This window comes from Mesorhizobium sp. SARCC-RB16n (genome assembly GCF_008520305.1).
GTDB lineage: Bacteria > Pseudomonadota > Alphaproteobacteria > Rhizobiales > Rhizobiaceae > Mesorhizobium.
In genome coordinates this window covers 29,745-56,291 of sequence record NZ_ML703288.1, presented here as the reverse complement: position 1 = coordinate 56,291, position 26,547 = coordinate 29,745, and the positions used below count along the sequence as shown (strand labels likewise).

29 protein-coding genes are annotated in these 26,547 nt (G+C 63.0%); 18 read left to right on the top strand and 11 right to left on the bottom strand.

Annotated features, from left to right (window positions below; genetic code table 11):
• Positions 1-75: 75 nt before the first annotated feature.
• The 8 genes from C7I87_RS28960 to C7I87_RS28925 form a co-directional block, all read right to left on the bottom strand.
• Positions 76-1,107 (bottom strand): peptidoglycan -binding protein, encoded by a 1,032-nt coding sequence (locus tag C7I87_RS28960; protein ID WP_127277953.1) that lies wholly within the window; start codon positions 1,105-1,107, stop codon positions 76-78.
• Between the two features lies 1 nt (position 1,108).
• Positions 1,109-2,134 (bottom strand): MotA/TolQ/ExbB proton channel family protein, encoded by a 1,026-nt coding sequence (locus C7I87_RS28955; protein ID WP_149907439.1) that lies wholly within the window; start codon positions 2,132-2,134, stop codon positions 1,109-1,111.
• A gap of 120 nt (positions 2,135-2,254) precedes the next feature.
• Positions 2,255-2,941 carry a PAQR family membrane homeostasis protein TrhA gene (locus tag C7I87_RS28950; protein WP_149907438.1) on the bottom strand — a complete coding sequence of 229 codons (687 nt, stop codon included), beginning with the start codon at positions 2,939-2,941 and terminating at the stop codon, positions 2,255-2,257.
• A gap of 82 nt (positions 2,942-3,023) precedes the next feature.
• The gene (locus tag C7I87_RS28945) at positions 3,024-3,824 is read right to left on the bottom strand and encodes an inositol monophosphatase family protein (RefSeq protein WP_149907437.1); all 801 of its coding nucleotides are present in this window, start codon (positions 3,822-3,824) and stop codon (positions 3,024-3,026) included.
• Positions 3,825-3,909: 85 nt separating this feature from the next.
• The gene (gene efp, locus C7I87_RS28940; RefSeq protein ID WP_027141779.1) at positions 3,910-4,476 is read right to left on the bottom strand and encodes an elongation factor P; all 567 of its coding nucleotides are present in this window, start codon (positions 4,474-4,476) and stop codon (positions 3,910-3,912) included.
• Positions 4,477-4,639: 163 nt separating this feature from the next.
• Positions 4,640-5,635, bottom strand: coding sequence for a tetratricopeptide repeat protein (locus tag C7I87_RS28935; protein ID WP_373424788.1), 996 nt, complete (start codon positions 5,633-5,635; stop codon positions 4,640-4,642).
• A 46-nt stretch (positions 5,636-5,681) separates the two neighbouring features.
• A complete protein-coding gene (locus C7I87_RS28930; protein WP_149907435.1) occupies positions 5,682-6,329 on the bottom strand; it encodes a thiamine phosphate synthase in 648 nt (215 codons plus the stop codon).
• Positions 6,330-6,450: 121 nt separating this feature from the next.
• Positions 6,451-7,356, bottom strand: a complete 906-nt coding sequence (locus C7I87_RS28925; protein WP_149907434.1) for a DMT family transporter — start codon at positions 7,354-7,356, stop codon at positions 6,451-6,453.
• A gap of 130 nt (positions 7,357-7,486) precedes the next feature.
• Between C7I87_RS28925 and C7I87_RS28920 the strand changes: the two genes are divergently transcribed.
• The 3 genes from C7I87_RS28920 to C7I87_RS28910 all read left to right on the top strand — a co-directional run bounded on the left by C7I87_RS28920 (position 7,487) and on the right by C7I87_RS28910 (position 9,647).
• A complete protein-coding gene (locus tag C7I87_RS28920; RefSeq protein WP_149907433.1) occupies positions 7,487-7,939 on the top strand; it encodes an Lrp/AsnC family transcriptional regulator in 453 nt (150 codons plus the stop codon).
• A gap of 91 nt (positions 7,940-8,030) precedes the next feature.
• The gene (locus tag C7I87_RS28915) at positions 8,031-8,759 is read left to right on the top strand and encodes a class I SAM-dependent methyltransferase (protein WP_149907432.1); all 729 of its coding nucleotides are present in this window, start codon (positions 8,031-8,033) and stop codon (positions 8,757-8,759) included.
• A gap of 117 nt (positions 8,760-8,876) precedes the next feature.
• Positions 8,877-9,647 (top strand): sulfite exporter TauE/SafE family protein, encoded by a 771-nt coding sequence (locus C7I87_RS28910; protein ID WP_149907431.1) that lies wholly within the window; start codon positions 8,877-8,879, stop codon positions 9,645-9,647.
• Between the two features lie 15 nt (positions 9,648-9,662).
• On the opposite strand, the gene C7I87_RS28905 is transcribed toward C7I87_RS28910, so the two are convergent.
• Entirely contained in the window at positions 9,663-10,214 is a 552-nt protein-coding gene (locus C7I87_RS28905; RefSeq protein ID WP_149907430.1) for a DUF2269 family protein, read from the bottom strand.
• Positions 10,215-10,542: 328 nt separating this feature from the next.
• Here C7I87_RS28905 and C7I87_RS28900 point away from each other — a divergent pair, with 328 nt between their 5' ends.
• The 5 genes from C7I87_RS28900 (at position 10,543) to ruvB (ending at position 14,166) form a co-directional block, all read left to right on the top strand.
• Positions 10,543-10,923 (top strand): hypothetical protein, encoded by a 381-nt coding sequence (locus tag C7I87_RS28900; protein WP_023771684.1) that lies wholly within the window; start codon positions 10,543-10,545, stop codon positions 10,921-10,923.
• 385 nt (positions 10,924-11,308) lie between these two features.
• Entirely contained in the window at positions 11,309-11,842 is a 534-nt protein-coding gene (locus C7I87_RS28895; protein ID WP_015315258.1) for a protease adaptor protein RcdA, read from the top strand.
• Between the two features lie 96 nt (positions 11,843-11,938).
• Positions 11,939-12,451, top strand: a complete 513-nt coding sequence (ruvC, locus tag C7I87_RS28890) for a crossover junction endodeoxyribonuclease RuvC (RefSeq protein WP_149907429.1) — start codon at positions 11,939-11,941, stop codon at positions 12,449-12,451.
• 13 nt (positions 12,452-12,464) lie between these two features.
• Positions 12,465-13,085 carry a Holliday junction branch migration protein RuvA gene (ruvA, locus tag C7I87_RS28885; protein ID WP_149907428.1) on the top strand — a complete coding sequence of 207 codons (621 nt, stop codon included), beginning with the start codon at positions 12,465-12,467 and terminating at the stop codon, positions 13,083-13,085.
• Positions 13,086-13,128: 43 nt separating this feature from the next.
• Entirely contained in the window at positions 13,129-14,166 is a 1,038-nt protein-coding gene (gene ruvB, locus C7I87_RS28880) for a Holliday junction branch migration DNA helicase RuvB (RefSeq protein WP_149907427.1), read from the top strand.
• A gap of 21 nt (positions 14,167-14,187) precedes the next feature.
• Here the strand turns inward: ruvB and C7I87_RS28875 are convergent, their stop codons facing one another.
• Both C7I87_RS28875 and C7I87_RS28870 read right to left on the bottom strand, forming a co-directional pair.
• Positions 14,188-14,685 (bottom strand): hypothetical protein, encoded by a 498-nt coding sequence (locus tag C7I87_RS28875; protein ID WP_149907426.1) that lies wholly within the window; start codon positions 14,683-14,685, stop codon positions 14,188-14,190.
• A gap of 13 nt (positions 14,686-14,698) precedes the next feature.
• Positions 14,699-15,232: a hypothetical protein gene (locus C7I87_RS28870; RefSeq protein ID WP_149907425.1), complete on the bottom strand. Its 534-nt coding sequence runs from the start codon at positions 15,230-15,232 to the stop codon at positions 14,699-14,701.
• 247 nt (positions 15,233-15,479) lie between these two features.
• On the opposite strand from C7I87_RS28870, the gene C7I87_RS28865 reads away from it, so the two are divergent.
• The 10 genes from C7I87_RS28865 (at position 15,480) to ftsH (ending at position 26,520) form a co-directional block, all read left to right on the top strand.
• Entirely contained in the window at positions 15,480-16,376 is an 897-nt protein-coding gene (locus tag C7I87_RS28865; protein ID WP_149907424.1) for a metallophosphoesterase, read from the top strand.
• Between the two features lie 220 nt (positions 16,377-16,596).
• Positions 16,597-17,067, top strand: coding sequence for a tol-pal system-associated acyl-CoA thioesterase (gene ybgC, locus C7I87_RS28860; protein ID WP_149907423.1), 471 nt, complete (start codon positions 16,597-16,599; stop codon positions 17,065-17,067).
• A gap of 259 nt (positions 17,068-17,326) precedes the next feature.
• A complete protein-coding gene (gene tolQ, locus C7I87_RS28855) occupies positions 17,327-18,037 on the top strand; it encodes a protein TolQ (RefSeq protein ID WP_149907422.1) in 711 nt (236 codons plus the stop codon).
• An 11-nt stretch (positions 18,038-18,048) separates the two neighbouring features.
• Entirely contained in the window at positions 18,049-18,501 is a 453-nt protein-coding gene (gene tolR, locus C7I87_RS28850) for a protein TolR (RefSeq protein WP_027141797.1), read from the top strand.
• Between the two features lie 7 nt (positions 18,502-18,508).
• Entirely contained in the window at positions 18,509-19,666 is a 1,158-nt protein-coding gene (locus C7I87_RS28845; protein WP_149907421.1) for a TonB family protein, read from the top strand.
• A 40-nt stretch (positions 19,667-19,706) separates the two neighbouring features.
• Entirely contained in the window at positions 19,707-21,017 is a 1,311-nt protein-coding gene (gene tolB / locus C7I87_RS28840; protein ID WP_149907420.1) for a Tol-Pal system beta propeller repeat protein TolB, read from the top strand.
• Between the two features lie 248 nt (positions 21,018-21,265).
• Positions 21,266-21,772, top strand: a complete 507-nt coding sequence (gene pal, locus C7I87_RS28835) for a peptidoglycan-associated lipoprotein Pal (RefSeq protein ID WP_149907419.1) — start codon at positions 21,266-21,268, stop codon at positions 21,770-21,772.
• Positions 21,773-21,951: 179 nt separating this feature from the next.
• Positions 21,952-23,043: a tol-pal system protein YbgF gene (gene ybgF, locus C7I87_RS28830; protein WP_149907418.1), complete on the top strand. Its 1,092-nt coding sequence runs from the start codon at positions 21,952-21,954 to the stop codon at positions 23,041-23,043.
• A gap of 58 nt (positions 23,044-23,101) precedes the next feature.
• On the top strand, positions 23,102-24,469 hold the full coding sequence (tilS, locus tag C7I87_RS28825; protein ID WP_149907447.1) for a tRNA lysidine(34) synthetase TilS: 1,368 nt from the start codon (positions 23,102-23,104) through the stop codon (positions 24,467-24,469).
• A 122-nt stretch (positions 24,470-24,591) separates the two neighbouring features.
• Positions 24,592-26,520, top strand: a complete 1,929-nt coding sequence (gene ftsH / locus C7I87_RS28820; RefSeq protein ID WP_149907417.1) for an ATP-dependent zinc metalloprotease FtsH — start codon at positions 24,592-24,594, stop codon at positions 26,518-26,520.
• Positions 26,521-26,547 lie beyond the last annotated feature (27 nt).

Below are 26,547 nucleotides of genomic sequence, written 5' to 3'. Positions count from 1 at the left end.
AGAGCTTGCCGGCCGCTCTCTGCGCCCTAGAGTTGAGCCGGCGAACAATTTCGCGTGAGTTCGCGTGATGATGGATCAACGTTCGGTGAGCTTCAGTTCAATGCGGCGGTTCTTGTTGCGCGCCTCATCGGTGTCGGCGGGATCGAGCGGCTGGAATTCGCCGAAACCGGCGGCGACCAGCCGGTTGGCCGGCACGCCGTTCTCGATCAGGAACTTGACCACCGAGGTCGAGCGCGCCGTCGACAGTTCCCAATTGTCGCGGTAGCGGCCATTGCCGGACAGCGGCTTGTTGTCGGTATGACCGTCGACGCGCAGCACCCAGTTGATCTCCGGCGGGATCTCTTTCTGCAATTCGATGATGGCGTCGGCGAGTTTCTTCATTTCGACCTTGCCGGCATCGTTGATCACTTCGGAGCCGGTCGGGAACAGCACTTCCGACTGGAACACGAAGCGGTCGCCGACGATGCGGATGTTCTCGCGGTCGGCGAGGATTTCGCGCAGCCGCCCGAAGAAATCGGAGCGGTAGCGGTTCAATTCCTGCACACGCTGCGCCAGCGCCACGTTCAGGCGACGGCCGAGATCGGCGATCTTGGTGTTGGAATCACGATCGCGCGTTTCGGAGACGTTGAGGGCATCCTCGAGCGCGCCGATCTGCTTGCGCAAGGCTGCGATCTGCTGATTGAGGATCTCGACCTGGCTCAGCGCCTGCTGGCTGATCTGGCGCTGGCTGTCCAGTTCGCCGCCCAGCTCGGCGGCACGCTGGTTGGCGGCGTCGCCGGCACCTGCACCTTGTGCCAGCAACTGTTCGAGCCGGCTCTTTTCCGCCTGGGCCGCCGACAGCGAGGCCTGCAGATTGGCCAGCGAATCCTCCTTGTCCTGCGCCGTCGAGCGCTCCAGCGCCAGAAGTTGGGTCAGTTCATTGATCTGCGAATTGAGGCGCGACAGGGCCGTGTCCTTGCCGGAGATTTCGCGGCCGAGCAGGAACTGCGCCAGCACGAAAACGGTGAGCAGGAACATGATGGCGAGCAACAGCGTCGACAGGGCGTCGACAAAGCCCGGCCAATAGTCGATGCGGCGATCGGTACGCCGGCCCCTGGCAAGCGCCATGCTAGTGCACCCCGGGCTTCTTCAGGGCGTCGGCGATCTTTTCCAGCGTGTTGCGCATCGCCTTCTGCTCGTCGGATTGGGCCTCGACCCAATCGCGCATGATCTGCTGCTCGGAACGCATGTTCTTGACCAGGCCGGAAATGCCGTCGGCGAGATTGGCCATGGCGGTGGCGACGCGTGGGTTCGAGCCGCCGCCATTTTCCTGCATGCTGCGCAGCCGCTCCGACAACAGACGGATTTCGTCGGAGGGTTCGGCCTTGGCCGGATCGGAAACGACGATGTCGGACGACAGATCGGTGACCGAGGACAGCCAGTTCTCGAGCTCGGTGTAGAAGCGGGTCTGGGCGCGGCCGGCCTGCAGGTCGAGGAAGCCGAGCACGAGCGAGCCGGAGAGACCAAACAGCGAGGACGAAAAGGCGGTGCCCATGCCGGCCAGCGGCGCCGACAGGCCCTGCTTCAGCGAATCGAGCACCGCCGCCGCATCACCCGTGCCGGGATCGAGCGATTCGATGGTCTCGCGGATAGAGCCGATCGTATTCAACAGGCCCCAGAAGGTGCCAAGCAGGCCGAGGAACACCAGCAGGCCCACCAGGTAGCGCGAGGTGTCGCGGCTTTCGTCGAGGCGCGTGGCGATGGAATCCAGCATTGTGCGCATCGATGAGGTCGAAAAGGCCATGGACGAAGAGCGGCCGATCATCGCCTTCATCGGCGCCAGCAGCACCGGTTCCGTGGTCTCCGAGCCGGCGCGGAAGGAGTTGACCCAACGCACCTCGCGAAACAGCCGCCCGACCTGCGTGAAGGCCAGCAGGATGCCGACGACGAGCACGCCGACGATCAGGCCATTGAGGCCGGGATTGGTGACGAAAGCGGTGGTGACCTGGCGGGTCAGGATGGCGGCGATGAAGGCGACGATGGCCAGGAAGATGACCATGGTCAGCAGGAAGACCTGCGGACTCGACAATTTGTGCGGATCGTAAACCAGGACGTCGGAGCGCCTGCCCATGCCGAAGGATCTGAGAAAAGCCATCCGTGCCCCGTTTCCGATGCCGCTGCCGCCGATCACGTTGCTGGCGACTCTAAACGGAATTGTGACCAAATTGAATGGTGCTTGGCAATATTGCCACAGGTGGTCTTTGGACCCGGCGCTTCAAAGGCGGTTGATGACCAGGCAGTCGACCATGGCCGCCAAATGCAGGCCGGCGCCGGTGACGACGAAGCCGTGCCAGAGTGCGTTGTGGAAGCGCAGCGCCTTCCAGGCGAAGAAAATCACGCCGCAGGAATAGACAACGCCACCAGCGACGATGAGCGCGATCGACGTGGTCGGCAGCGTCTCGACGAGCGGTTTGACAAGGATGATGCCGCTCCAGCCGATGGCAAGGTAGAAGACGATCGCCAGCCTGTCGAAGCGGCCGGGGAAAAACACCTTGATGGCAATGCCCGTTGCGGCCGCGGCCCAGACCAGAACGATCATCCAGCGCGCCAGCGGCGAGTTTCCCAACTGGGCGAGAAAAGGTGTGTAGGTGGCCGCGATCAAGAGGTAGATCGCGGCATGATCGAAACGCCGCAAGATCCATTTCGCGGGTGAGGTCACCGGCCACAGATTGTAGGTCAGCGAGATCGACAGGACGGTGAGCAGCGAGACGACATAGAAGACCGCGGCGATGTATTCGCCTGGCCCGACCCGGAAGGCGGCGAGCGCCAGCAGCGCCGAACCCGCCGCGATCGCCAGCACGATGCCCACCGCATGGACGATGCCGTCAACGATCATCTCGGCACGCGAATAATGCCAGCGTCCGATGAACGGAATCTCGATCTGTGGCGGCGTGTTGATCATCGATCGTCCTGCATCACCCCTAATCTGGGCAACCGCCGGACAGTATTTCAAGCTTTAGTTGCGGTTTTGCGACTGCGGCGGTTCAGCGCGGCGGGAGCGGCTTTTTCACCGTCTTCAGGAGCGCGCGCTGGATGATCTCGTTGCCGGCGACCACCGAGCCGTTGTCCAGCATGTCCTGTCCGCCATCCATATCCGAGACGAAGCCGCCCGCTTCGCGGATCAAGAGCAGGCCGGCGGCGATGTCCCAGGCCGACAGGCCGACTTCCCAGAACCCGTCCATGCGCCCGGCGGCGACATAGGCCAGATCGAGCGAGGCCGATCCCAGGCGACGGACGCCGGAGACCTCGGCCATGACATGGCGCAGTTCGATCAGGAAATTGCCGTGCTGGCCCCGCCCGAGATGCGGCACGCCGCAGCCGATGACGGTGTCGACGAGCTTGGTGCGGCCGGCGACGCGCAGGCGGCGGTCGTTGAGGAAGGCGCCGCCGCCGCGCTCGGTCGTATAGAGCTCGTCCATGGCCGGATTGTAGATGACGCCGGCAACGATCTGCCCCTGACGCTCGAGCGCGATCGAGACGGCGAAAAGCGGAATGCCGTGCAGGAAATTGGTGGTGCCGTCTAGCGGATCGACGATCCAGCGGTGCTGGCTGTCATCACCGACGACGGTGCCGCGCTCTTCCATCAGGAAGCCATAGCCCGGGCGCGCCTTCGACAGCTCGGCAAACACGATGTCCTCGGCCTTGCGGTCGGCCTGGCTGACATAGTCGCCGGGGCCCTTCATCGAGACTTGCAGGTTCTGGACCTCGCCGAAGTCGCGCGACAGCGAGCGGCCGGCCTTCATTGCGGCCTGGACCATGACGTTGAGGAGGGCGGAGCGTGCCATAGTGCTTCTTCCTGGTGCGGCGCTTTAAACTCTGTCTCGATGCATGCCAGTGACCCAAACCGGGGCCACTTCTGGGCGACATGGATCAGTCGGCGCGGCGCACGTAAGTGATTTCGTTGGTGTCGACGATGATGCGTTCGCCGGCGCCGATGAAGGGCGGCACCAGCACGCGAATGCCGTTTTCCAGCACCGCCGGCTTATAAGAGGACGCCGCCGTCTGGCCCTTCACCACGGGATCCGCCTCGGTGATGGTCAGCGTCACGTAGTCGGGCAGCGAAATGCCGATCGGCCGCTCCTCGTAGAGCTGAACGGTCACCATCATGCCGTCCTGCAGGAATGCGGCGCGGTCGCCGACGAAATCCTTGTTCAGTTCGAGCTGCTCGTAGCTCTGCGTGTCCATGAACACCAGCGCGTCTTCCTGCTCGTAGAGGAAGGAGAAATCCTTCAGGTCGAGCCGAATCTGCTCGACCGTCTCCGCCGAGCGGAAGCGCTCGTTGAGCTTGGTGCCGTTGATGAGGTTCTTCAGTTCGACCTGGTTGTAGGCGCCGCCCTTGCCGGGCTTGACGGTGTTGGTCCTGACCGCCACCCAGAGGCCGCCATCGTGTTCGATGACGTAGCCGGGACGGATTTCGTTGCCATTGATCTTGGCCATGATGATGGGATCCGGGATGCTGCCAACGGCCAGCCGTTGGTATGGGATGTTCGCTGGAAAGCGATTTCGGGCTCCCAAGACCACAAATCACCCGAAGAGGCAAGGGACCGGGCAGGTTGGGGCTGAGCAACGGGGCTGGCCCGGCCGATTTCGCCAGCCGCCATCAGGGCAGGCGGTTCGCCTTCTGCAGGGCCTGCTTGGTCTGGTCGTCGCTCAGACCTTGCAGGAAATCGTCCATTTCCTGATCGATGAGGCCGGCGCGGCGGGCGACGATGTACCAGGCGCCGGCGAGCACGAGGTCCGGATCGGTGCCGATGCCTTGCATATAGAGTTTTGCCAGGCGGTTCTGGGCCGCGACATTGCCGCCTTCGGCGGCCTGCTTCGTCCAGCCGAAAGCCGATTTCAGGTCGCGCGAGCCGCCGCGGCCCTCGATCATCCAGGCGGCGAGATCGATCTGCGCGGTGTCGTAGTTCTGACGGGCGGCCTGCGCCAGCAGCCGCCGTGCCTGTGCATCGTCGCGCGGCTTACCGCCGACGCCGTTGGCATAGATCTGCGACATGGCGTACTGCGCGTCAGCAAGGCCGGTCGCGGCAGCGCGCTCATAGTAGGAAACCGCCTTGGCCAGGCCCGCATCGCCGGGATCCTGCTGGACCAGCATCTGCGCGAAATTGAATTGCGCCAGCTGGTTGCCGGCTTCGGCAGCGGCCTGCATCAGGGCATAGGCCCCCTTCGCGTCCTTCTTGACGTAGCGGCCGTCGAGCAGCATCAGCGCATATTGGAACTGCGCTTCCGGCACGCCCTGCTCGGCGGCAAGCGCGTACCATTTGGCGGCCTCGGCCGTGTTCAACGGCACACCCAACCCACGCGACAGGATCTCGGCCACCAGCGTCTGCGCCGCCGGGTCGCCGTTCTGCGCACGGACCAGCGCCAGATTATAGGCGGTCTTGTAAAGCCCGCGCTGGAACGCGCCATAGGCAGCGTCCGCGGGCTTGGCACCGAAGCGGTCGGGATTGACGGTGTCGGCCGATGGCAGCGGCGCGGGGTCGGCGGTGGTGGCGGGCTGCGGCAGCTGGTTTTCGATCGGCTTGTCGGTGTGCACGCCTGTTTCCGGCCTGGTCTGCGGCAAGGGTATAGTTTCGGCGGCGGCGGCCTGGATCATCACCGCAGCAAGCAGGGCCTGAAGGGAAAGCCTTGCCAGGGACACGTCAATCCTCGAAGCGGGGCGCTGTTTCGTCGAGCAGCGCATTGGCCCGGGCGATCGCCGCCTTCGGATCCACGCCGTCGGCGAACACGGCGCTCGACAGCGCGACGAATTCGGCGCCGGTGGCGGCCACCGTCTCGACGGAGGCAAGATCGGAACCGGCCTCGACGATGCAAGGGATCTGGATCATCTGCGCCCACCATTGCCCCAATGACAGGTTGCGTGGATGCGGCACGGGCTTGTTGTCGTAGCCGAAGCGGCCGAAGAAAATGTAATCGGGCCTGGCTTCGCCGAGTTCCAGCGCATCGTCGCGCGTCTTGGCGCCGCCGGCTCCGACCATCATTTTCGCCTGGAAATGCTCGATCGTTTCGGCGAGTTCGGCCTTGGAGACCTCGACATGGATGCCATCGGCCTGGACCCGGCCCGCGATGCGAGTGTCGCCGGCGATGATGACGGCCACGCCCGCGGCCTGCGCGGCCGGCACGATCTGTTCGGCAAAGGCCTGGAAGGAGGCCTCGTCCATGCCGCTCTCGGGCAGGACCAGCGAGGCGATGTCGCCGCCGTCGAACGCGGCCGCGATGCGGGCGGCCGGCACGCCGGGTGGCGCGATCAGTACGATGCGGCAGCGATTGGGAGGCGTTGCGTCATTCATGGTTCTTCGATCCCGGGTTTCGCCTATGCCGGGCGAAGATGGTTGGATTGCGGCATAGAGCAAACTGCCCGCTTTGAACAGGCGGGCAGCCAGGATCGGGATTTTTGACCGGCGCGACGCCTTACTTGATCGGCTCGGGGCTCGTGGCGGACGGTCTCGATTTCCACAATGTCCAGCCGAGGTTCATGCCGGCGGCAGCGATCAGGATGGCGGCGGCGCCGACGACCTGGCTGAGATGCAGCCGATGGCCGAAAGCGGTGACATCGACCAGGATGGCAACGACCGGATAGATGAAGGACAGCGACCCCTGCAGATGCGTCGGCAGCTTCTGGATGGCGCCGTACATCAGGATGTACATCAGGCCGGTGTGGACGATGCCGAGCGTTGCCAGCATGGCCCAGCTCCATGGATCGGCGGGAAGATGCGTGAGATTGGCGAATGGCGCCAGCATGACGACGCCGACGCAGACCTGGATGAGTGCGATCAGATGCGGCGGCGTGCCCTTGAGCTTCTTGGTGACGATGGCCGCGACGGCCCAGAAAAAGGCTGCGGCCAGGGCCATCAGGATGCCGGCGAAATAGTTCGTGCCGACATCGCCGGCGTCGGGGGCGGCCCCGACGATCAGCACCATGCCGGCGAAGGCGATTGCCAGCCAGGTCAGCTTGGTCAGTGTCAGCCGCTCGGCGAACAAGAGAGCTCCGAAGCCGACGAGCATGAAGGGTTGCGTGTTGTAGACCGCGGTTGCGATCGAGATGGAGGCGCGCGAGAATGCGCTGAACAGCAGCAGCCAGTTGATGACGATCGCCGCACCCCCAAGTGCTGCGAGACCGATGACGCGCAACGACAGCCTGTTGCGCAACAATCCAAGCGAAGCGCAGATGATGAGCAGCGTCAGCGCGCCGAACGCGCAGCGCCAGAACACCACATCCATGATCGGCCGGCCGGACATGATGACGAACCATCCGATCGTTCCCAGAATCGCCATTGCGGCCGACATCTCGACCGTGCCACGTACAGTATCGTTCATGATGAGCCTCTGAACCCGTTGAGGCGGCATAATCTCATGCGATGTGAGAGCTTTCCATCTCTTTGAAAAGGGGGTATAGACTATATACCTAATTATATTAGGCGGTTACCTCGGAATCTGAGAAAAATAAATGCTGGACGATCTCGACCGAAATCTGCTGGAAATCCTGGTCAGGGATGCGCGGACCTCGCTGAAGGATTTGGCGGCCCAGGTCGGGCTGTCGTCGCCGAGTGTCTCGGAACGGCTGCGGCGGCTCGAGGAACGAGGCGTCATCCGGGCGTTCACCGTCGAGATCGATCCGCTGGCGCTCGGCTATACGCTGCAGGCGATCGTGCGGATCAAGCCTTTGCCGGGCAAGCTGCACATTGTCCAGAAGCTGATCGAGGACATTGCCGAGTTCGGCGAATGCGACAAGGTGACCGGCGATGACTGTTTCATCGCCCGGCTGTTCGTGCGCTCGATCGGCGACCTCGACGGCATTCTCGACCGGATCGCCGACAAGGCCGAGACCAGCACCGCCATCATCAAGGCACAGCCGATCCGGCGGCGACCGCCGCCACTGGGGTTGCCGTCAGCCTTATAGGCTTGACACCGCATCCCCATGGTGGAAGGGCGCGGCCAGTCCACCAATTGTCAGTCTTCCGCCAGATGACGGTCTGAAGAGCGAGAAAAACATGGCGCAGAACATTTACGATCAACCGAATTTCTTCGCGGGCTACAGCCAGCTTGGCCGCTCGGTCGAAGGCCTGGACGGCGCTGCCGAATGGCCGGCGCTTCGCGCGATGCTGCCTGATGTCGCAAGCCTAAGGATCGTCGACCTCGGCTGCGGCTTCGGCTGGTTCTGCCGCTGGGCGCATGGGCAGGGCGCGCGTGACGTTCTTGGGCTGGACCTGTCGGAGAAGATGCTGGCCCGGGCGAGGGCCGCCGGCCCGGACACCGGCATCACCTATGAGAGAGCCGACCTCGACCAGCTCAGCCTGCCGCAAGGCGGCTTCGATCTCGCCTACAGCTCGCTCGCCTTGCACTATGTTGAGGATGTTGAGCGCCTGTTCGGCACCGTACATCAAGCTCTGTCGCCCGGCGGCCATTTCGTGTTCTCGACGGAGCATCCGATCTACATGGCGCCGACCAATCCGGGCTGGTCGATCGATAACGAAGGGAAAAAGACCTGGCCTGTCGACCGGTATCTGGCGGAAGGGCCGCGCATGACCGACTGGCTGGCCAAGGGCGTGGTGAAACACCACCGTACCATCGGCACCACGCTCAACACGCTGATCCGCACGGGTTTCACAATCGAGCATGTCGAGGAATTCCGTCCGACGGACGCTCAGATCGCGGCCATGCCGGATCTTGCGGAAGAACTCGAGCGGCCAATGTTCCTGCTGGTTTCGGCGCGCCGATAGGTGTTCAAACCCCGTCGGTCAGGCCCGTCACGGCCAGGCCATATTTGCGGTCGCCGGGCACGCGATTCTGGGTTATTCAGGCGTTGATCCGCTTTCCCTCCAGACCAGTCCCCCTCCATGTCAGGCCTGCTTCTCGATCCGTGGTTCTACGCGGCCGCCGTCCCGGCGGTCATTCTGGTCGGCCTGTCCAAGGGCGGCTTTGGCGGCGCCGTCGGCTTTGTCGGCGTGCCGCTGATGGCGCTGACCATGCCGCCGGTGCAGGCGGCCGCCATTCTGCTGCCTATCCTGTGCCTGATGGATATCGTTTCGGTGTGGACATGGTGGGGTGTCTATAACAGAAAGATGTTGGTCGACATGATGCCGGGCGCCATCATCGGCATCGGGCTTGGCTGGCTGACGGCGGCACTGGTCACCGAGGAAGCGGTGCGGCTCATCGTCGGCGCCGTTGCGATCATCTTCGTGCTGCGCTGGCTTTACCTGCAGCTTCGTCATGGTTCCGACCATGCGGCCGCACCCAATCGCGTGGCCGCGGCCATATGGGGCACGGTCGCCGGCTTCACCAGCTTCGTCGCCCATGTCGGCGGCCCGCCCTTCCAGGTCTATGCCTTGCCGATCCGGCTCGACCCCAAGGTGCTGTCGGGCACGGCAGCGATCTTCTTTGCCGCCACCAACGCGCTGAAGCTCATCCCCTATTTCGCGCTCGGCCAGTTCGACACAGCCAATCTGACGGCATCGGCGGTGCTGACGCCGCTGGCGCCGCTGTCGACCATTGCCGGTGCATGGCTGGTGCGGCGAATGCGGCCGGAGGTTTTTTATCCCTTCACTTATGCGACCGTGACGGTCGTGGCGGTGAAGCTTCTGTGGGACGGGATCGCTGGTATCATGTAGCGCTTCCGGCCCGCATCAGGCGGCGCTGGGTACCATGCGTCTTGGCCGGCTAAGCGCCATTGCGGCACCGGCGGCAAGAACCACCACCATGCCGGCGAGAATGACGACATCGTGCAGGGTCGGCTTCAGAACCATGTCGGTGATGATGACGAGCATGACCGCATAATCGAAGCGCGCCGCCCGCAGGATGCGCTGGCCATAGGCGAGTGCCGCTGGCGTCACGCCGTCCCGGGCGATCATTGCGGCCATGCGGTCGGCGGTCGGCTTGAAAACGAACATGCCGATGCAGAAAGTCGTGGCGTAGCCGGCAAGGCCGATCAGGATCCACAGATCGGAGAAGCCGACCCAGAATGAGGACATGATCAATCCGAACGCCAATGTCAGCATCGACATCGGCGCGAAGAAGCGGTTGCCCAGCTCGCCGGTGGCGCGCATCGCCTGCAACGTTCCCTGGATGTTGCCGGCACGATCCGCCAGCGTCGCCAGCACCATCAGCGTGAAGCCGCCGCCGACCCAAAGCGTCGCCGAAAGGATGTGCAGCAATTTGACGATGGAATACCAATCCATGGCTTTCTCCCCGATGCCCAAATGGTTGCTGGCGAGGGCGGCCATTGCCGGTCCGCCGCTTCGCCGCCGCAGCGTTTAGCCCCGCGGCTGTTTCGGAACGATGTCGTGGAGAGACCGGCTTTGTTTCAGACTGCCGGATAACGAAAGGAGCAACTAATATGATGAACGCACCGCCCGGTTTTCTGCTATGTCGGCAGTGTCGGGGGGACGCGACATCGTCCGGAAACAATGCCGATGCTAGTGCCGACGCCGGAAGTCCGGCGGCGACAGCGCTCGCCTGACGATCAACTCATTCCCAGCTTGGGAAAAGGCAATTCGGGGGACTAATATGCAAGGGGTAGCACGGAATTTCTTCACGCTGGCGATCATCTACGCGCTGTGCGGCATGGCGCTCGGCATCCACATGGCCATCAGCGAAGACCACGGCCAGATGCCGACCCACGCCCACACGATGGTGGCTGGCTGGCTGATGTCGGCGGTCTTCGCGTTCTTTTACCACCTGTTTCCGGCTGCCGGGCAAAAGACGCTGGCCCTCGTCCATTTCTGGCTGACGGCAATCAGCGGCATCGGGCTCATGATCGGCCTTTATATATTGCTTGCCGGAAATCCGGGGATCGAGCCGTTGCTGGGGATATCGTCGATCGGCTTCTACGCAGGCATGTTGCTGTTCGCCTTCATTGCCTTGCCGGTGGTGTGGAAAAAGGCCTGAGTGAAGGCCGAAACCTGGCCCGTGCTTCTGTGCTGTTACGGCACAGAAGCACGGTCTTGGGTCAAAAAATATCAGGAATGTTAAGGGTTCATTAAGCTTTACAGGCGTTTACTATGTCCATCCAGTGATCTGGATTCTTACCGAGTGGTTGGAGCCACTTTGTTTGACGCCTCCCTGTTAAACTCCTGAGAGCCGCCTTATCCGCGGCTCTTTTTTTGTCTGCATTCAGGCGGTATCCCGCGCAGCCGATCGCCGTTAACCTTCTGTTAAACATGTGCTTGCCTTCACCCCGGACGAAGCGCATTTTCAAGCTTCAGTTATATAGAGTCCCGGGTGTATCGGCAGAGAGCCGAATCGGCCGGTTGCGAGTGCAGGGGCGTTATCAATGAACGAGCCGTCGAAGGGCATTGCGAAAACCGTCAAGTTGGCGGAGCGTCGGGTTTTTTCGCATTCCTTCAAACCGCTTTACCAGGAAGGCATGGGACTGGTCGAACAAGCGGCGGAGTATCTCGACGGCAAGGGCCGGGCCGAGGCCAAGAAATTGTCGCGGCTGGCGGCCACGCTCTACGCGGCCGAATCGATGCGGCTGACCACCAGGCTGATGCAGGTCGCCTCGTGGCTGCTTTTGCAGCGCGCGGCGAATTCCGGCGAGATGACCCGCGACCAGGTCGCTTCGGAAAAGTCCAAGGTACGCCTCGACACCGCTTCCGCTCATGACGAGGCGGCCGGCTGGGCCGAACTGCCGACCGATTTCCTCGACCTCGTCAACCGGTCGTTGCGCCTGCAGGCATTGGTGCGCCGCATGGACGAAGAGATCTATGGCGCCGGCGCGGTGGTCGACATGCAGCCGGTCGCTCGCCGACCCAATCCGGTCTCGGACCAGATCAGTCTGCTCAACACGGCGTTCGCCCGCAATTAAGCGATCTCAAGATATTCTCCCGGCCTGGCAAGGCTCTCGTTTCCGGTTTGTTCACATTTCGCTGGCATCGCTGCCGACGGGAGGTAGAGTGGCCGGATGGGGGACGCGATTCGCATCATTGGTATCGATCCGGGGCTCAGGCGCACCGGCTGGGGCATCGTCGAGAGCCTCGGCAATTCCTTGCGTTTTATCGCTTCGGGCACCGTGCGCTCCGAGGACAAGGCGGCGCTGGCGACGCGGCTGTGCCAACTGCATGACGGGCTCGCCGAAATCCTGCATCAGGCCATGCCGCATGAGGCCGCGGTCGAACAGACCTTCGTCAACAAGGACGCCGTTGCGACTCTGAAGCTCGGCCAGGCGCGCGGCATCGCCATGCTGGTGCCTGCGCGGGCGGGCCTCGTCGTCGCCGAATATGCGCCCAATGCGGTGAAGAAGGCTGTGATCGGCGTCGGCCACGGCGACAAGAAGCAGATCCACATGATGGTGAAGGTGCTGTTGCCGAAAGCCATCTTCGACACCGAACACGCCGCCGACGCGCTGGCCATCGCGATTTGCCACGCGCATCACCGGCAGAGTGCTGCCTATCGGCTGGCGGCGTTGGCATCATGAAAGGCTGTTGGGGATGATCGGCAAGCTCAGGGGAGCGCTCGACGAGGTCGACGAAGACCATTGTCTCGTCGATATCCACGGCGTCGGCTATGTCGCCTATTGTTCGACCCGCACGCTTGCCGCGCTGCCTTCGCCCGGCGAAGCGGTGGTGCTGTTCATCGAGACCTATGTGCGCGAGGACATGATCCGGCTCTATGGTTTCCAGTCGCAGCTCGAGCGCGAATGGTTTCGGTTGCTGATGAACAATGTGCCGGGTGTCGGCGCCAAGGTGGCGCTGGCCATCCTGTCGACGCTGGCGCCGGCTGACCTCGCCAATGCCATTGCACTGCGCGACATCGCCATGGTGTCGCGCGCGCCTGGCGTCGGCAAGAAGGTGGCCGAGCGCATCGTCACCGAATTGAAGAACAAGGCGCCGGCCTATGCAGGCTCTGCCTCCGGCACCATTGGGCTCAAGCAGGAACTCGGTGAAGGCGTAGCGCCGGCGCCCATCACCGACGCTGTCTCGGCCTTGGTCAATCTCGGCTATTCCCGCGACACCGCCGCAAATGCAGTGGCGGCGGCCCTGAAGACGGCGGGTGAGGATGCAGATGCCTCGAAGCTGATCCGCTTCGGACTGAAGGAACTGGCGCGGTGAGCCATCGCTTGTCCGGGGCGCTACCCTGTGCAAGGAAGGTCCCATGACCCTTTCCCCCCGTCTCATTGCTCCGGAAAAGCGCGGCGAGGACGCCGAGCAGACCTTGCGGCCGCAGACGCTCGACGATTTCGTCGGTCAGGCGGCGGTGCGGGCCAATCTCAAAGTGTTCATCGAGGCCGCCAAGGGCCGCAAGGAAGCGCTCGACCATGTGCTGTTCGTCGGGCCGCCGGGGCTGGGCAAGACGACGCTGGCGCAGATCATGGCGCGCGAACTCGGCGTCAATTTCCGCTCGACCTCCGGCCCGGTCATCGCCAAGGCCGGCGATCTCGCGGCACTGCTGACCAATCTCGAAGAAGGCGATGTGCTGTTCATCGACGAGATCCACAGGCTCAACCCGGCGGTGGAGGAGATCCTCTATCCGGCGATGGAGGATTTCCAGCTCGACCTGATCATCGGCGAGGGACCGGCGGCGCGCTCGGTCAAGATCGACCTCGCGCGGTTCACCCTGGTCGCCGCCACCACGCGGCTCGGCCTGCTCACCAATCCGCTGCGCGACCGGTTCGGCATTCCGGTGCGGCTCAATTTCTACACGGTCGAGGAGTTGGAGCAGATCGTGCGGCGCGGGGCGCGCATCCTGCAGATGCCGCTCGGCAATGACGGCGCGCTCGAGATCGCGCGGCGCGCGCGCGGCACGCCACGCATCGCCGGACGGCTTTTGCGGCGCGTGCGCGATTTCGCCTCGGTCGGCGGCGACGGCCATGTCGACCGCCTGATCGCCGACGAGGCCTTGATCCGGCTCGAAGTCGACGCACTCGGCCTGGACGCGCTCGACCGCCGCTATCTCAGCATGATCGCGCGCAATTTCGGCGGCGGGCCGGTGGGCATCGAGACGATCGCGGCGGGCCTGTCCGAGCCGCGCGATGCCATCGAGGACATCATCGAACCCTATCTGATCCAGCAGGGCTTCATCCAGCGCACGCCGCGCGGCCGCATGCTGACCGCCAATGCCTGGCGTCATCTCGGTCTCGACGCGCCGAAGGATCTGGCACAGCAGCAGATCAACCTGTTCCAGGAAGAGTAGTTCGGCAGGTGGCAATCCAGCCTAGGAACAACAGTAGCTTTTGCTGTCTCCAGCGCACGCGGCAATTGCACCGGTCTTCATGACGACAACTGCGACGGGAGCGGACTGTTCATTAAATTGGCACGAGATACAGGATTTGGCCGCACACATTTTCCGGATAAGGGCAATGTAAGATGGCGCTGAAGTGTCTTGGAACGACAGCTTTTTCAACTGGTCCGTATGGGCTCCAGCAAGCGTGATCACGACATTGGAGTTCGGATCGTGGACAACCTGATCGACAAGATTGCCGAGCTGCCCGCTGTGCGTCACTTGTGGGGGGACGGGAACATCGAACTTGTAGAGGGCAAACAGGACAACTACGCCGACAACCAGAATAAAGAGGGTTGCGACGATAACGCCCCCAACAGATTTGATGGGCTCAAACTGGAAACCAAATTGTCGCATAAGAAAATAAAACACGATTAGCGCAAGGGCAGGAATCCCGAACGCCATTATCACCTGTGTGAAATCGAGTTCCATGTCTATCTTTAGCCTAATTGCATGTGCCGTTTCGCTCCGATCGTGATGAGATGATCAGAATACTGAGGTTGTCAGCCTTTGCCTCAACGCAGCCGATGGCGTTGAACTGTGCCACTAAATCCTTGATCTGCGGACTATCCCTGCCGAAGAGCTCGGCGAAAGGTTTGACGAAGTCCTTCACTTTCTCAGGCGGGATCGAGCTTGCGGCAATGGTGGTTAGAGCCTCTGGAGCCATAGGCTTCAGCCCATAGTCTGCGAGATTGTCGAACGCGGATTCCGGGGTAGCGAAATCAAACTGTTTTTCGGAATCGGAAGCTTTCCAAAATTCGAGAAAGCCATTGCTTGACGCTGCTGTGCCGCTGAAGGTGATGGTGCAATAACTGGCACTCTCTGAACGTGAGCAACTGCCGTCACCGGTCGCTTCGGAATGGTGCTGTTCGCATTTGCAGGTCTTTGCGGAAGCGCGTTCGGTGGGTGCGACAACAGCTACCGCAGTCGCTAACCCAAGTAGAGCTAGACTATAAAGCCCAATTTGACGGATTCGCATGCCCACCTCTTAAGCATTCTATTAACACCCTGTTCGACTACCTTCAATGCGGTGCAGACCGGCCTCCAGGCCGGCGATCAAGCATCAGTGAACGGGCCTGCGCAAATTCTCCTCATCTTCGCCGGCTTGCCGGCGTATTCCTGGATTGTATCGGCTCGCTGCCTCATGCATGTCGTCCTCCCAAAACCAGATCGTTTTTGGGCGACAGGCGTCAGCGCATGTCGAAATGAGGTGCGGGAGCCAATCAATGATAACCAGACGCGGGTTCCTGCGCTTCATCGGCGGATCGTTCCTGTCGGTCGCCTCGTTCAGCGCCTACGCCGTCGGCATCGAGCCGATGCTGCTGACTCATGTGAAGCGCTATGCGCTGACGCCACCGCATTGGCCGGCCGGGTTGAAGCTGCGCGTCGTCGCGCTTGCCGATATCCACGCCTGCCGGCCGTGGATGACGCCGGAGCGGATCGCTTCGCTCGCCGAAGAGGCGAATGCCCTGCAGCCGGACCTGATCGTGCTGCTCGGCGACTACATAGCCGGCATGCGCCTGGTGTCGCAAAGGGTGAAGCCGCCGGAATGGGCTGGCGCCCTGTCGGGCCTCAAGGCACCGCTCGGCGTGCTGTCGATCCTCGGCAATCACGACTGGTGGGCCGACGGCTTCGCGCAGCGTGCCGAAGTCGGCCCGACGATCGCGCGCAAGGCTCTGGAGAAAGCGGGCATCCCGGTTCTGGAAAACGACGTCGTGCGGCTGGAAAAGGATGGACATGGCGTCTGGATCGCCGGCCTTGCCGACCAACTGGCGCTGTTGCCGAAAAACGAGGGCGACGGTCCCACAGGACTGGACGATCTTGATGGTACGCTGGCCAAGATCAGCGACGCTTCACCCGTCATCCTGCTGGCGCACGAGCCGGATATTTTTCCAAGAGTGCCGGGGCGTGTGTCGTTGACGCTATCGGGACATACCCATGGCGGGCAGGTGCGGCTGTTCGGCTATTCGCCCATCGTGCCATCGCGTTTCGGCAATCGCTATGCCTATGGTCATGTCGTCGAGGACGACCGCAACCTGATCGTCTCGGGCGGGCTTGGCTTCAGCAATTTGCCCATCCGTTTCGGAATGCGTCCGGAAATCCTGTCGGTTGATCTCGGTTGATAGATGCGTCAAGGCAGACTTTTGATAGCGTACCAACGCATCCGGCTCGACCGTGTCGCCATTGAGGACAAAGACGATTCCGAAGGTGCTACGGCTGCTCCGCAGCGGCCATAAGGCGTAGCCTTGCGCTTGATCATCGCCGTCAACAGTGCCATCCGGTGCCATGTCGCTCGGCAAGTCACACGGGAAGAGGCCTTGTCGGGACTGAAAAGGAAGCGCGATGGGCGATCATGGTGACTCTGCGACGCTGCTGGCTGGGCTTTCGGGCGCGTTGACGACGTTCGGCCACAGGCTGATGGCGCGGGTCTATTATGCCGATACCGATTTCTCAGGCGTCGTCTATCATGCGCGCTATCTCGAATTCCTCGAGCGCGGCCGCTCCGACTATCTCAGACTCACCGGGGTGCACCACACCGAACTCGCCGACGGCAAGCACGGCGAGAAGATCGTGTGGGTGGTGCGCCGCATGGAGATCGACTTCCGTATCCCTGCCCGCATCGACGATATCCTGACCGTCGACACCCGTACCGAGACCATTTCCGGCGCGCGCATCTTCATGGCGCAGCAGCTCAAGCGCGGCGACGAGGTGCTGGTCGAGGCCAGGGTCGAGGCCGCGATCATCGGCGAAAACGGCCGGCCGAGGCGCTTCCCCAGGGAATGGGTCGCCGCCTTCATGCCTCGGGCACGCTGACATTCTGGTGATGCCGGCCTGAGATGCCCGGGCGCGGCAATGCGCCGCGCCTGATGGACTAACCCATCCTTAACCATAACGGTTCATGAAGAGAGTGGTGAAGATTGGCGTTATCCAATGCCTTCCTTTCACCAATATTTGCCCCGAAAAGGCCGCTAACGGCACGGTTTGGGGTGTCCGGTAGCTATGTGCGAACCGACCACAAGGGATGCCATGGGCCAGCCGCCAGCTTCGCCCGGAAAATCTTAAGGACGTAACGATGGAAAATATCGCACTCGCCGAACCGGGCGCGCAATTGTCGATTTGGGCCCTGTTCATGCAGGCCAGCTGGGTGGTCAAGCTGGTCATGATCGGGCTGCTCTGCGCCTCGGTGTGGACCTGGGCGATCATTATCGACAAGCTGGTCGCCTATGGGCGCATGCGGCTGGCGCTGAACCGCTTCGAGCAGGTTTTCTGGTCCGGGCAGTCGCTGGAGGAGCTCTACCGCACGCTCGCCGACCGCAAGACGACGGGCATGGGGGCCATTTTCGTCGCCGCCATGCGCGAATGGAAGAAGAGTTTCGAGAAAGGCGCCAAATCGCCGCTCGGCCTGCAGACCCGCATCGACAAGGCCATGGACTTGGCGCTGACCCGTGAGATGGAGAAGCTGGAGGGGCGCCTCGGCTTCCTTGCCACGACCGGCTCGGCGGCGCCGTTCATTGGCCTGTTCGGAACCGTCATCGGCATCATGACCTCGTTCCAGGCCATCGCCGGCTCCAAGAACACCAGCCTCGCGGTGGTCGCGCCCGGCATTGCCGAAGCGCTGCTGGCCACTGCCATCGGCCTGCTGGCCGCTATTCCGGCGGTCATCGCCTATAACAAGCTGTCATCGGATGCGAGCAAGATCGCGGTGCGCATGGAGGGGTTCTCTGATGAGTTCTCCGCCATACTCTCGCGCCAAATCGATGAAAAAGTCGCGCCGAAGGCCTGAGGAGTAACGAGATGGGCATGTCCGTAGGCATGGGAGGGCGCGGCGGGCGCGGCCACCGGCGGCGCGGCCGTCACCATGCGCTGATGTCGGAGATCAACGTCACGCCGATGGTCGACGTGATGTTGGTGCTGCTGATCATCTTCATGGTCGCGGCACCGATGCTGACGGTCGGCGTGCCGATCGACCTGCCGGACACGCAGGCCAAGGCGATGAATGCCGACACCCAGCCGATCACCGTCTCGATCGATGCGACCGGCAAGATCTTCCTGCAGGAAACCGAGATTCCGATCGAGGAATTAGTGGCCAAACTGCAGGCGATCTCGAAGACCGGTTATGAAGAGCGCATCTTCATCCGTGGCGACAAGTCGACCGACTATGGCACGGCCATGAAGGTCATGGCTCGCATCTCGGCCGCCGGCTACAAGAACATCGGCCTGGTTTCACTGCAGGAACAGGATCAATAGACGCACGATGAGGACCGGCCTCACCACATCGGTGATACTGCATACGGCGGTGCTGGCCTTCGGCCTGTTCACGCTGTCGGCACCGGCCGCGCTTCCGTCGGCTGACGTCGAGTCGGTCGCTGTTGATATCGTACCGATGGAAGCCATTGCGCAGACGCTGCAGGGCGACAAGAAGGCCGTAATGCATGAAAAGCCGGCGCCGTTGCCGACGCAGCGTCCGGACATCGTGCCAAATGCGCAGAAGGTGGGCGAAAACAGTGTCGATACCGACAAGCCGATAACGCCGGAAGCCAAGCCGAAACCCGTCGACACGACCTCGGCTCCGGCGCCTGCGCCGACCCCGAAGGAAATCCCGAAGACCGAGGACGTGCCGAAGCCGCAGGAAAAGCCCAAGCCCATTCCGGCGACGGAAGTGGCGCCAGCGCCGACGCCCAGGCAAGAGGTCAAGCCCGAGCCGGTCAAGCAGACCGACCCCAAGCCGACACCGGCCAAGCCGGCGCCGACCCCGCCACCGCAGGACAAGACCGCTGCTATCGATCCGACGCCCGAGGTCAAGCCGGATGCCGTCGCCGAGGCCATCGCCAAGGATCCGCCCACCGAAGAGACCCAGTTGCCGAGTTCCGCGCCCGCGCCGGAAGCCCGGCCAAAGCCGCAGCAGGCACAGGCCGAAAGCGCCAAGGCGCCTGACCGCAAGGATGCCGACAAGCCGGTCAAGGAAGCCTCGTCCAAGCCGAAGTCCGACGACAAGCAGTTCAACGCCAATGAGATTTCGGCCCTGCTCGACAAGCAGAAGCCGTCCGGCGGCGGCGCCAAGCGCTCGACCCAGCAGGCGTCGCTCGGCGGCACCAAGGATCAGGGCCAGAAGCTGTCGAAGTCGGAGCAGGGCGCCCTGGAAAGCCAGTTGGGCGGTTGCTGGACCTTGCCGGCCGGACTTGAAGGTTCGGAGAATTTCGTCGTCGTCGTCCGTTTCAATCTGAACAACTCCGGCAAGCTCGATGGCCGTCCCTCTGTTGAAACATCGAGCGGCAACAGGCAGTTCGATGAGAGTGCGGTGCGCGCGGTTCAGAAATGCGACATGGCCGGCCTGCAGGTTCCCGCCGGCAAGCAGGACATCTGGAACGACATCCGGGTCACATTCGACCCTAGGGAAATGCTTGGCCTTTAGGCCTGGCATCCACCCAATCAAAGAAGAGAAGCGAGAAGATATGCGATCTTTCCTCAAGCCGCTCCTGACGATTGCAGCCATGGCGCTGGGCATGACGGCCATCGTTCCGATGCCTGCATGGGCGTTGGTCGAGCTCAACGTCAACAAGGGCAATGTCGAGCCGCTGCCGATCGCTATCACGGATTTCCAGGGCGGCGATGCGCTTGGCGCGCAGATTTCCCAGATCGTCACCGCCGATCTAAAGCGCTCCGGCCTGTTCGCGCCGATCGACAAGAGCGCCTTCATCGAGAAGATCGCCAATCCGGACGCAACCCCCCGCTTCGACGACTGGAAGGTGATCAACGCGCAGGCGCTGGTCACCGGCAGCGTCAGCAAGGAAGCAGACGGGCGCATCCGCGCACAGTATCGGCTGTGGGACACCTTCGCCGGCCAGCAGATGGCCGGCGAGCAGTTCTTCGCCAACGACGCCAACCAGCGCCGCGTCGCCCACATCATCGCCGATGCCATCTACGAGCGGCTGACCGGCGAAAAGGGCTATTTCGATACGCGCGTCGTCTTCATCGACGAATCCGGCGCCAAGAACGCGCGTAAGAAGCGCCTCGCCATCATGGACCAGGACGGCGCCAATATCCGCTACCTTTCGGATGGCCGGTCGATCGTGCTGACGCCGCGCTTCTCGCCGAACCGGCAGGAAATCACCTACATGTCCTATGAGAGCGGCCAGCCCCGGGTCTATCTCCTGCAGATCGAGACCGGGCAGCGCGAACTGGTCGGCAATTTTCCAGGCATGACGTTTGCGCCGCGCTTCTCGCCCGACGGCCAGAAGGTGATCATGAGCCTGCTGCGCGACGACGGCAATTCGAACATCTTCGCCATGGACCTGCGCAGCCGTTCGACCACGCGGCTGACCAACTCGACCGCCATCGACACCTCGCCCTCCTATTCGCCTGATGGCAGCAAGGTGGTGTTCACCTCCGACCGCGGCGGCCGCGCGCAGATCTACGTCATGGGCGCCGACGGCTCGGGCCAGACCCGTATCTCCTTTGGCGACGGCGTCTATTCGACGCCGGTGTGGTCGCCGCGCGGCGACCTCATCGCCTTCACCAAGCAGACCGGCGGCGAATTCCAGATCGGCGTCATGAAGACCGACGGCTCTGGCGAGCGCATCCTGTCCTCTGGCTTCCAGCAGGAAGGACCGACCTGGGCGCCGAACGGCCGCGTGCTGATGTTCTTCCGCGACTCCAATGGCGGCCCGAAACTGGTTTCCGTCGATCTCACCGGCCGCAACGAGCAGCCGATCCCGACCGCGAATTTTGCTTCGGATCCGGCCTGGTCGCCGCTGCTGGAATAGGTTCGGCTGAATTGCCACACACGCTGAAAAGGGGCCGAAACGGCCCCTTTTCCATGCCTTGGTCGCGTTTTGGCCGCATTTCCGCCTAGGGTCCGCGCCAACTGTGGCTTATGACAAAACGGCTGCGGACGGGCAGCTTAAACCAAATTTTAACCGTGTTTCTTGAATGCCGGTTAACCCAAACGTGGTTACTGGGTGATCAACGAAATCACTCGAATACGATCACTCGAATACGAAGGAGAGGCGGCATGGGCCGTATCGCAGCACTTACCAGAAACCCGATCATGATCGCGCTGGTGGCGATGCTCGCCGTCGCCGGTTGCGCCTCGAAGAAGACGCCGAACAGCGCCGCTGACCTTGGCCTCAATGGCGCGGGTGCTGCAACACCCGGTTCGGCGCAGGACTTCACCGTCAACATCGGCGATCGTATCTTCTTCGATACGGACTCGACTTCGATCCGGGCCGACGCGCAGACGACGCTTTCGCGTCAGGCGCAGTGGCTCAACAAGTACAAGCAGTATGCCATTGTCGTCGAAGGCCATGCCGACGAGCGCGGCACGCGCGAATACAATCTGGCGCTCGGTGCCCGCCGCGCCGCCGCCACCCGCGACTTCCTGGTCTCCAAGGGTGTTTCGGCCAGCCGCCTCAAGACGATTTCCTACGGCAAGGAACGTCCGGTCGCCGTATGCGATGACATCTCCTGCTGGTCGCAGAACCGCCGCGCCGTCACTACGCTCAGCGGCGCCGGTTCCTGATCGGCAAAAATACAACACCTCTTTGCGAAAGGCGGCCTCCGGGCCGCCTTTTTCATATCCTGACGCCCGAAACAAAATTTGGCCGAAGTCTCGCGCCCTGCTATGAGCCGAGGGCGCTTGGCTGGTCTCACATCGATTGGAAGGCGCGAAAAAGCTAACGATTGGACGGCGAGAGGCACATGCATTTGAGATCGGTTCTGAGCGGCACGCTTGCGCTGCTGCTCCTATCAGGCGTAACCGCTTTGGCGAGCGGTTCCGGGCAATCAACCGAGAGCGGGTTTTCCTTCCATCTGCCGACACTGGAGTTGCCCAGCCTTTTCGGTGAGAAGAAAAAGCAGGATCAAGTCCAGCTCGCGCAGTCGAGCGGCGCCGGCGTGACCGGGCTCGAGGACCAACTGCGCCAGCTGACCGGCAAGGTCGAGGAACTCAATTTCCAGATCCTGCAGATGCAGGAGCAGATCCGCAAACAGCAGGAAGACAACGAGTTCCGCTTCCAGCAGCTGGAAGGCGGCTCGCAAGGCGGACAACCGCCGGCGCAGAAGAAATCGGATGCCACTACCAGAACCAATACCGACGTGGCCTCGGCCCCGGCAACCCAGGCGCCGGCTGATGCCGGCGCCGCACCCGGCAGCGATCAATCCACAGGCGGCAAGACGGTCGAGGACGTCATCGTCGAATCCCCCGATGGCGACCCTGGCAAGATGATCCCCGGCAAGGGGGCGCCCGAAAAGACCTTTGGTTCCATCACCGTCGACAAGAATGGCAATGTGGTCGATGCCAGCGGCAACACACAGTCAACCGCGCCGGCACAGGACGCGGCACCAGCCACCGGCGCTGCCAAGGCCGGCAAGTCCGGCGGCACGGTGGTCGCGGCGTTGCCCGCCACCAACAATCCCGAAGAACTCTATCGCAACTCCTATCAGTTCATCCTGTCGGGCGACTACAGCACCGCCGAACAGGGTTTCCGCGACCATATCTCCCGCTTCCCCAAGGACGCCAAGACGGCGGACGCGCATTACTGGCTGGGGGAATCGCTGCTTGGCCAGCAGAAATACCGCGATGCGGCAGAAGTCTTCCTCGCCGCCAGCAAGGACTATCCCAAGGCCAAGAAGGCACCCGACATGCTGTTGAAGCTCGGCGTGTCGCTGGTCGGCCTCAAGCAGCATGATGTCGCCTGCGCCACCTTCAGCGAGGTCGGCAAGCGCTATCCCGATATTTCCAACACACTCAAGGAACGCGTCAAGCAGGAGAAGGCCCTGGCTGCGTGCTGATTTTTCCCGGGGATGTCGCAGTTCCAAACCCGGGACCACATTTTGGCGACATGCATTGATGCTCGACACCGGGCCTGATCTTTCGACGAGACTTTTTTCGCATATCGATTTTACCAACGGCGCCGTTGCGGCCGTATCGGGCGGCAGCGACTCGACCGCGCTCCTTCTCCTTCTCAAGCAGCATCTCGACAAAACCGCACCGTCCGCCAGGTTGCTGGCCGCGACGGTCGACCACGGCTTGCGGCAGGGTTCGGCTGCCGAGGCGCAGGCCGTGGCGAAGCTTTGCGCGGAACGCGGCATCGGCCACCGCATCCTGGCCTGGTCCGCAGAAAAACCGTCGACCGGCCTGCCGGCGGCGGCGCGCGAGGCGCGCTACCGGCTTCTGGCCAGCGCAGCCCGGACGGAGGGCATCGGCCTGATCATGACCGGACATACATCGGACGACCAGGCCGAGACGGTGCTGATGCGGCGCGATCGCCACGATGCGGCCCGCGACGAGGGACGGGGCCTTGCCGGCATGGCGCCCGCTACCTTGCATGACTGGCGCGACTGGATCGTGCGACCGCTTCTTGGGATGCGGCGCCATGCGCTGCGCGATTTCCTGCGGCACCAACAGGTCGGCTGGGTCGAGGATCCGACCAATGCCGATGAAGCCTTCGAGCGACCGCGCATGCGCGCAACCCTTGCCGGCGAGGCCGGCGCACAGCGCATGAACGACGCGCTGGCGTTGGCCGCACAGGAGGCCGGCGCCCGCACGCGGCTTGGCGCCGAGGCCGCCCGTCTGGTCGAGCGCTTTGCCAGCCAGCCGGAGGCAGGCCTCATCCGGCTCGACCCGGCCCTGCTCGGCGCCGGCGACGACGGGGCGGCCGTCTACGCGCTGCGCATTCTCCTGGCGACGTCAGGCGGCGTTGCCTTCCTGCCGGACCAGGCTCGCAGCGAGGCGTTGTTTGCCCGGCTGAAGGCCGGATTTCTTTGCGCCACATTGTCGCGGACGGTGGTCGACTTCAGGCGTGCCGGCATCTTCCTGCGCCGAGAGATGCGTGGCTTGCCGGCGGCCGCCGCGACCATCGACGCCACCATCTGGGACGGCCGCCGCCAAATCACATTGAACGACGCCAGCGGCGCATTGTTGATCGCGCCATTCGGGGCAGCGGCGGCGAAGCGGCTGGCTGTTGACCGGGGCGAAACCCCGCCAAGCCTGATGCGCGCGGCATTGGCGGCCGAGCCAGCCTCGCTGCAAGCCGTCGAGACGGCTGGTCCGGCGCCAGATTGGCCGACATCACAAGGCTTTGCGGCCTCGCCGGTCGTTGCCCCCTTTGCCCGCTTCCTGCCGTCCTTCGATCTGGCTCCGGCGCGCGCCGTCGCCGGGTTGATCGGCGCGGCGCCGCTTCCCGCCTTGCCATTGCATGGCCACAGTGCCCGTTGATGCTGCGCGAAAGCTTAACCCAGACATGCTGTTCTGCTTGGCAAGGGGGGACGCTCTCCCTATGTTAGGCCCAAGTTTCCTCTCATGATGCTGTCCGCTCGCGGACGCCAACGGGACAATTGATGAATCCGAACTATCGCAACCTCGCGCTCTGGGCGATCATAGCGGTCCTGCTCATCGCCCTCTTCAATCTGTTCCAGACGCCGCAGACGCGCGGGGCTTCGAGCGATGTGCCTTATTCGCAGTTCCTGCAGGATGTCGCGGCCGGCCGGGTCAAGACGGTGACCATCGCGGGCGCCCGCATCACCGGCACCTACACCGACAATTCCAGCGGCTTCCAGACCTATTCGCCCGGCGATCCCCAGCTGGTCTCGCGGCTGCAGGACAAGAACGTCACAATCAATGCGCGGCCCGAGACCGACGGTTCCAATTCGCTGTTCGGCTACCTGATCTCGTGGCTGCCGATGATCCTTATCCTCGGCGTGTGGATATTCTTCATGCGCCAGATGCAGTCCGGCTCTGGGCGCGCCATGGGCTTTGGCAAGTCGAAGGCCAAGCTCCTGACGGAGGCGCATGGCCGCGTCACCTTCCAGGACGTCGCCGGCGTCGACGAAGCCAAGGAAGATCTCGAAGAGATCGTCGAGTTCCTGCGCGATCCGCAGAAATTCCAGCGCCTCGGCGGCAAGATTCCGCGCGGCGTGCTGCTGGTCGGTCCTCCCGGCACCGGCAAGACGCTGCTTGCCCGCTCGGTCGCCGGCGAAGCCAACGTGCCGTTCTTCACCATTTCAGGTTCGGATTTCGTCGAGATGTTCGTCGGCGTCGGCGCCAGCCGCGTCCGTGACATGTTCGACCAGGCCAAGAAGAATGCGCCCTGCATCATCTTCATCGACGAAATCGACGCCGTCGGCCGCCATCGCGGTGCCGGCCTCGGCGGCGGCAATGACGAGCGCGAGCAGACGTTGAACCAGCTGCTGGTCGAGATGGACGGCTTCGAATCCAACGAAAGCATCATCCTGATTGCCGCCACCAACCGGCCCGACGTGCTCGATCCAGCGTTGCTGCGTCCGGGCCGTTTCGACCGCCAGGTGGTGGTGCCGAACCCCGACATCGTCGGTCGCGAGAAGATCCTCAAGGTGCATGTGCGCAACGTGCCGCTGGCGCCGAATGTCGACCTCAAGGTCGTCGCTCGTGGTACGCCCGGCTTCTCCGGCGCCGACCTGATGAACCTCGTCAACGAATCCGCGCTGATGGCGGCGCGGCGCAACAAACGCCTCGTCACCATGGCCGAGTTCGAGGACGCCAAGGACAAGATCATGATGGGCGCTGAGCGCCGCTCGTCGGCCATGACCCAGGCCGAGAAGGAGCTGACCGCCTATCACGAGGCCGGCCACGCGATCCTGGCGCTGAACGTGCCGTCGGCCGATCCGCTGCACAAGGCGACCATCATTCCGCGCGGCCGAGCGCTCGGCATGGTCATGCAGCTGCCGGAAGGCGACCGCTACTCCATGAGCTACAAATACATGGTCTCGCGCCTAGCCATCATGATGGGCGGCCGCGTCGCCGAGGAGTTCAAGTTCGGCAAGGAGAACATCACTTCGGGCGCTTCCTCCGACATCGAGCAGGCGACCAAGCTGGCGCGCGCCATGGTCACGCGCTGGGGCTTCTCCGACAAGCTCGGTCATGTCGCCTATGGCGACAACCAGGAGGAAGTGTTCCTCGGCCATTCGGTAGCGCGCACGCAGAACATCTCGGAAGAGACCGCGCAGATCATCGACGGCGAAGTGCGCCGCCTGATCGACGAGGCCTATTCGACGGCGAAGTCGGTGCTGACCAAGAAGAAGAAAGAATGGATCGCGCTGGCGCAAGGCCTGCTCGAATACGAGACGCTGTCCGGTGAGGAGATCAAGCAGTTGATCGCCGGGCAGAAGCCCTCGCGCGACCTTGGCGATGACACGCCGACGAGTCGTGGCTCGGCCGTTCCAAAGTCCGGCGGCCGCCGCAAGAAAGGTCCCGAGCCCGAAGGCGGCATGGAGCCGCAGCCGCAAGGCTAATGCATGTCGCCCGGAAGTGTCCTCGGT

Bases quoted from the DNA above. Each gene is read 5' to 3' on its own strand.
- ybgF (WP_149907418.1), top strand. From the start codon at position 21,952: ATGCATTTGAGATCGGTTCTGAGCGGCACGCTTGCGCTGCTGCTCCTA.
- pal (WP_149907419.1), top strand. From the start codon at position 21,266: ATGGGCCGTATCGCAGCACTTACCAGAAACCCGATCATGATCGCGCTG.
- tolQ (WP_149907422.1), top strand. From the start codon at position 17,327: ATGGAAAATATCGCACTCGCCGAACCGGGCGCGCAATTGTCGATTTGG.
- C7I87_RS28910 (WP_149907431.1), top strand. From the start codon at position 8,877: ATGTCAGGCCTGCTTCTCGATCCGTGGTTCTACGCGGCCGCCGTCCCG.
- C7I87_RS28935 (WP_373424788.1), bottom strand. From the start codon at position 5,635: ATGATCCAGGCCGCCGCCGCCGAAACTATACCCTTGCCGCAGACCAGG.
- ftsH (WP_149907417.1), top strand. From the start codon at position 24,592: ATGAATCCGAACTATCGCAACCTCGCGCTCTGGGCGATCATAGCGGTC.
- tolB (WP_149907420.1), top strand. From the start codon at position 19,707: ATGCGATCTTTCCTCAAGCCGCTCCTGACGATTGCAGCCATGGCGCTG.
- C7I87_RS28870 (WP_149907425.1), bottom strand. From the start codon at position 15,232: ATGCGAATCCGTCAAATTGGGCTTTATAGTCTAGCTCTACTTGGGTTA.
- C7I87_RS28920 (WP_149907433.1), top strand. From the start codon at position 7,487: ATGCTGGACGATCTCGACCGAAATCTGCTGGAAATCCTGGTCAGGGAT.
- C7I87_RS28960 (WP_127277953.1), bottom strand. From the start codon at position 1,107: ATGGCGCTTGCCAGGGGCCGGCGTACCGATCGCCGCATCGACTATTGG.
- C7I87_RS28845 (WP_149907421.1), top strand. From the start codon at position 18,509: ATGAGGACCGGCCTCACCACATCGGTGATACTGCATACGGCGGTGCTG.
- C7I87_RS28900 (WP_023771684.1), top strand. From the start codon at position 10,543: ATGCAAGGGGTAGCACGGAATTTCTTCACGCTGGCGATCATCTACGCG.
- C7I87_RS28895 (WP_015315258.1), top strand. From the start codon at position 11,309: ATGAACGAGCCGTCGAAGGGCATTGCGAAAACCGTCAAGTTGGCGGAG.
- ruvC (WP_149907429.1), top strand. From the start codon at position 11,939: ATGGGGGACGCGATTCGCATCATTGGTATCGATCCGGGGCTCAGGCGC.
- ruvB (WP_149907427.1), top strand. From the start codon at position 13,129: ATGACCCTTTCCCCCCGTCTCATTGCTCCGGAAAAGCGCGGCGAGGAC.
- C7I87_RS28950 (WP_149907438.1), bottom strand. From the start codon at position 2,941: ATGATCAACACGCCGCCACAGATCGAGATTCCGTTCATCGGACGCTGG.
- ybgC (WP_149907423.1), top strand. From the start codon at position 16,597: ATGGGCGATCATGGTGACTCTGCGACGCTGCTGGCTGGGCTTTCGGGC.
- C7I87_RS28925 (WP_149907434.1), bottom strand. From the start codon at position 7,356: ATGAACGATACTGTACGTGGCACGGTCGAGATGTCGGCCGCAATGGCG.
- C7I87_RS28875 (WP_149907426.1), bottom strand. From the start codon at position 14,685: ATGGAACTCGATTTCACACAGGTGATAATGGCGTTCGGGATTCCTGCC.
- C7I87_RS28865 (WP_149907424.1), top strand. From the start codon at position 15,480: ATGATAACCAGACGCGGGTTCCTGCGCTTCATCGGCGGATCGTTCCTG.
- C7I87_RS28905 (WP_149907430.1), bottom strand. From the start codon at position 10,214: ATGGATTGGTATTCCATCGTCAAATTGCTGCACATCCTTTCGGCGACG.
- C7I87_RS28945 (WP_149907437.1), bottom strand. From the start codon at position 3,824: ATGGCACGCTCCGCCCTCCTCAACGTCATGGTCCAGGCCGCAATGAAG.
- ruvA (WP_149907428.1), top strand. From the start codon at position 12,465: ATGATCGGCAAGCTCAGGGGAGCGCTCGACGAGGTCGACGAAGACCAT.
- C7I87_RS28930 (WP_149907435.1), bottom strand. From the start codon at position 6,329: ATGAATGACGCAACGCCTCCCAATCGCTGCCGCATCGTACTGATCGCG.
- tilS (WP_149907447.1), top strand. From the start codon at position 23,102: ATGCTCGACACCGGGCCTGATCTTTCGACGAGACTTTTTTCGCATATC.
- tolR (WP_027141797.1), top strand. From the start codon at position 18,049: ATGGGCATGTCCGTAGGCATGGGAGGGCGCGGCGGGCGCGGCCACCGG.
- C7I87_RS28955 (WP_149907439.1), bottom strand. From the start codon at position 2,134: ATGGCTTTTCTCAGATCCTTCGGCATGGGCAGGCGCTCCGACGTCCTG.
- efp (WP_027141779.1), bottom strand. From the start codon at position 4,476: ATGGCCAAGATCAATGGCAACGAAATCCGTCCCGGCTACGTCATCGAA.
- C7I87_RS28915 (WP_149907432.1), top strand. From the start codon at position 8,031: ATGGCGCAGAACATTTACGATCAACCGAATTTCTTCGCGGGCTACAGC.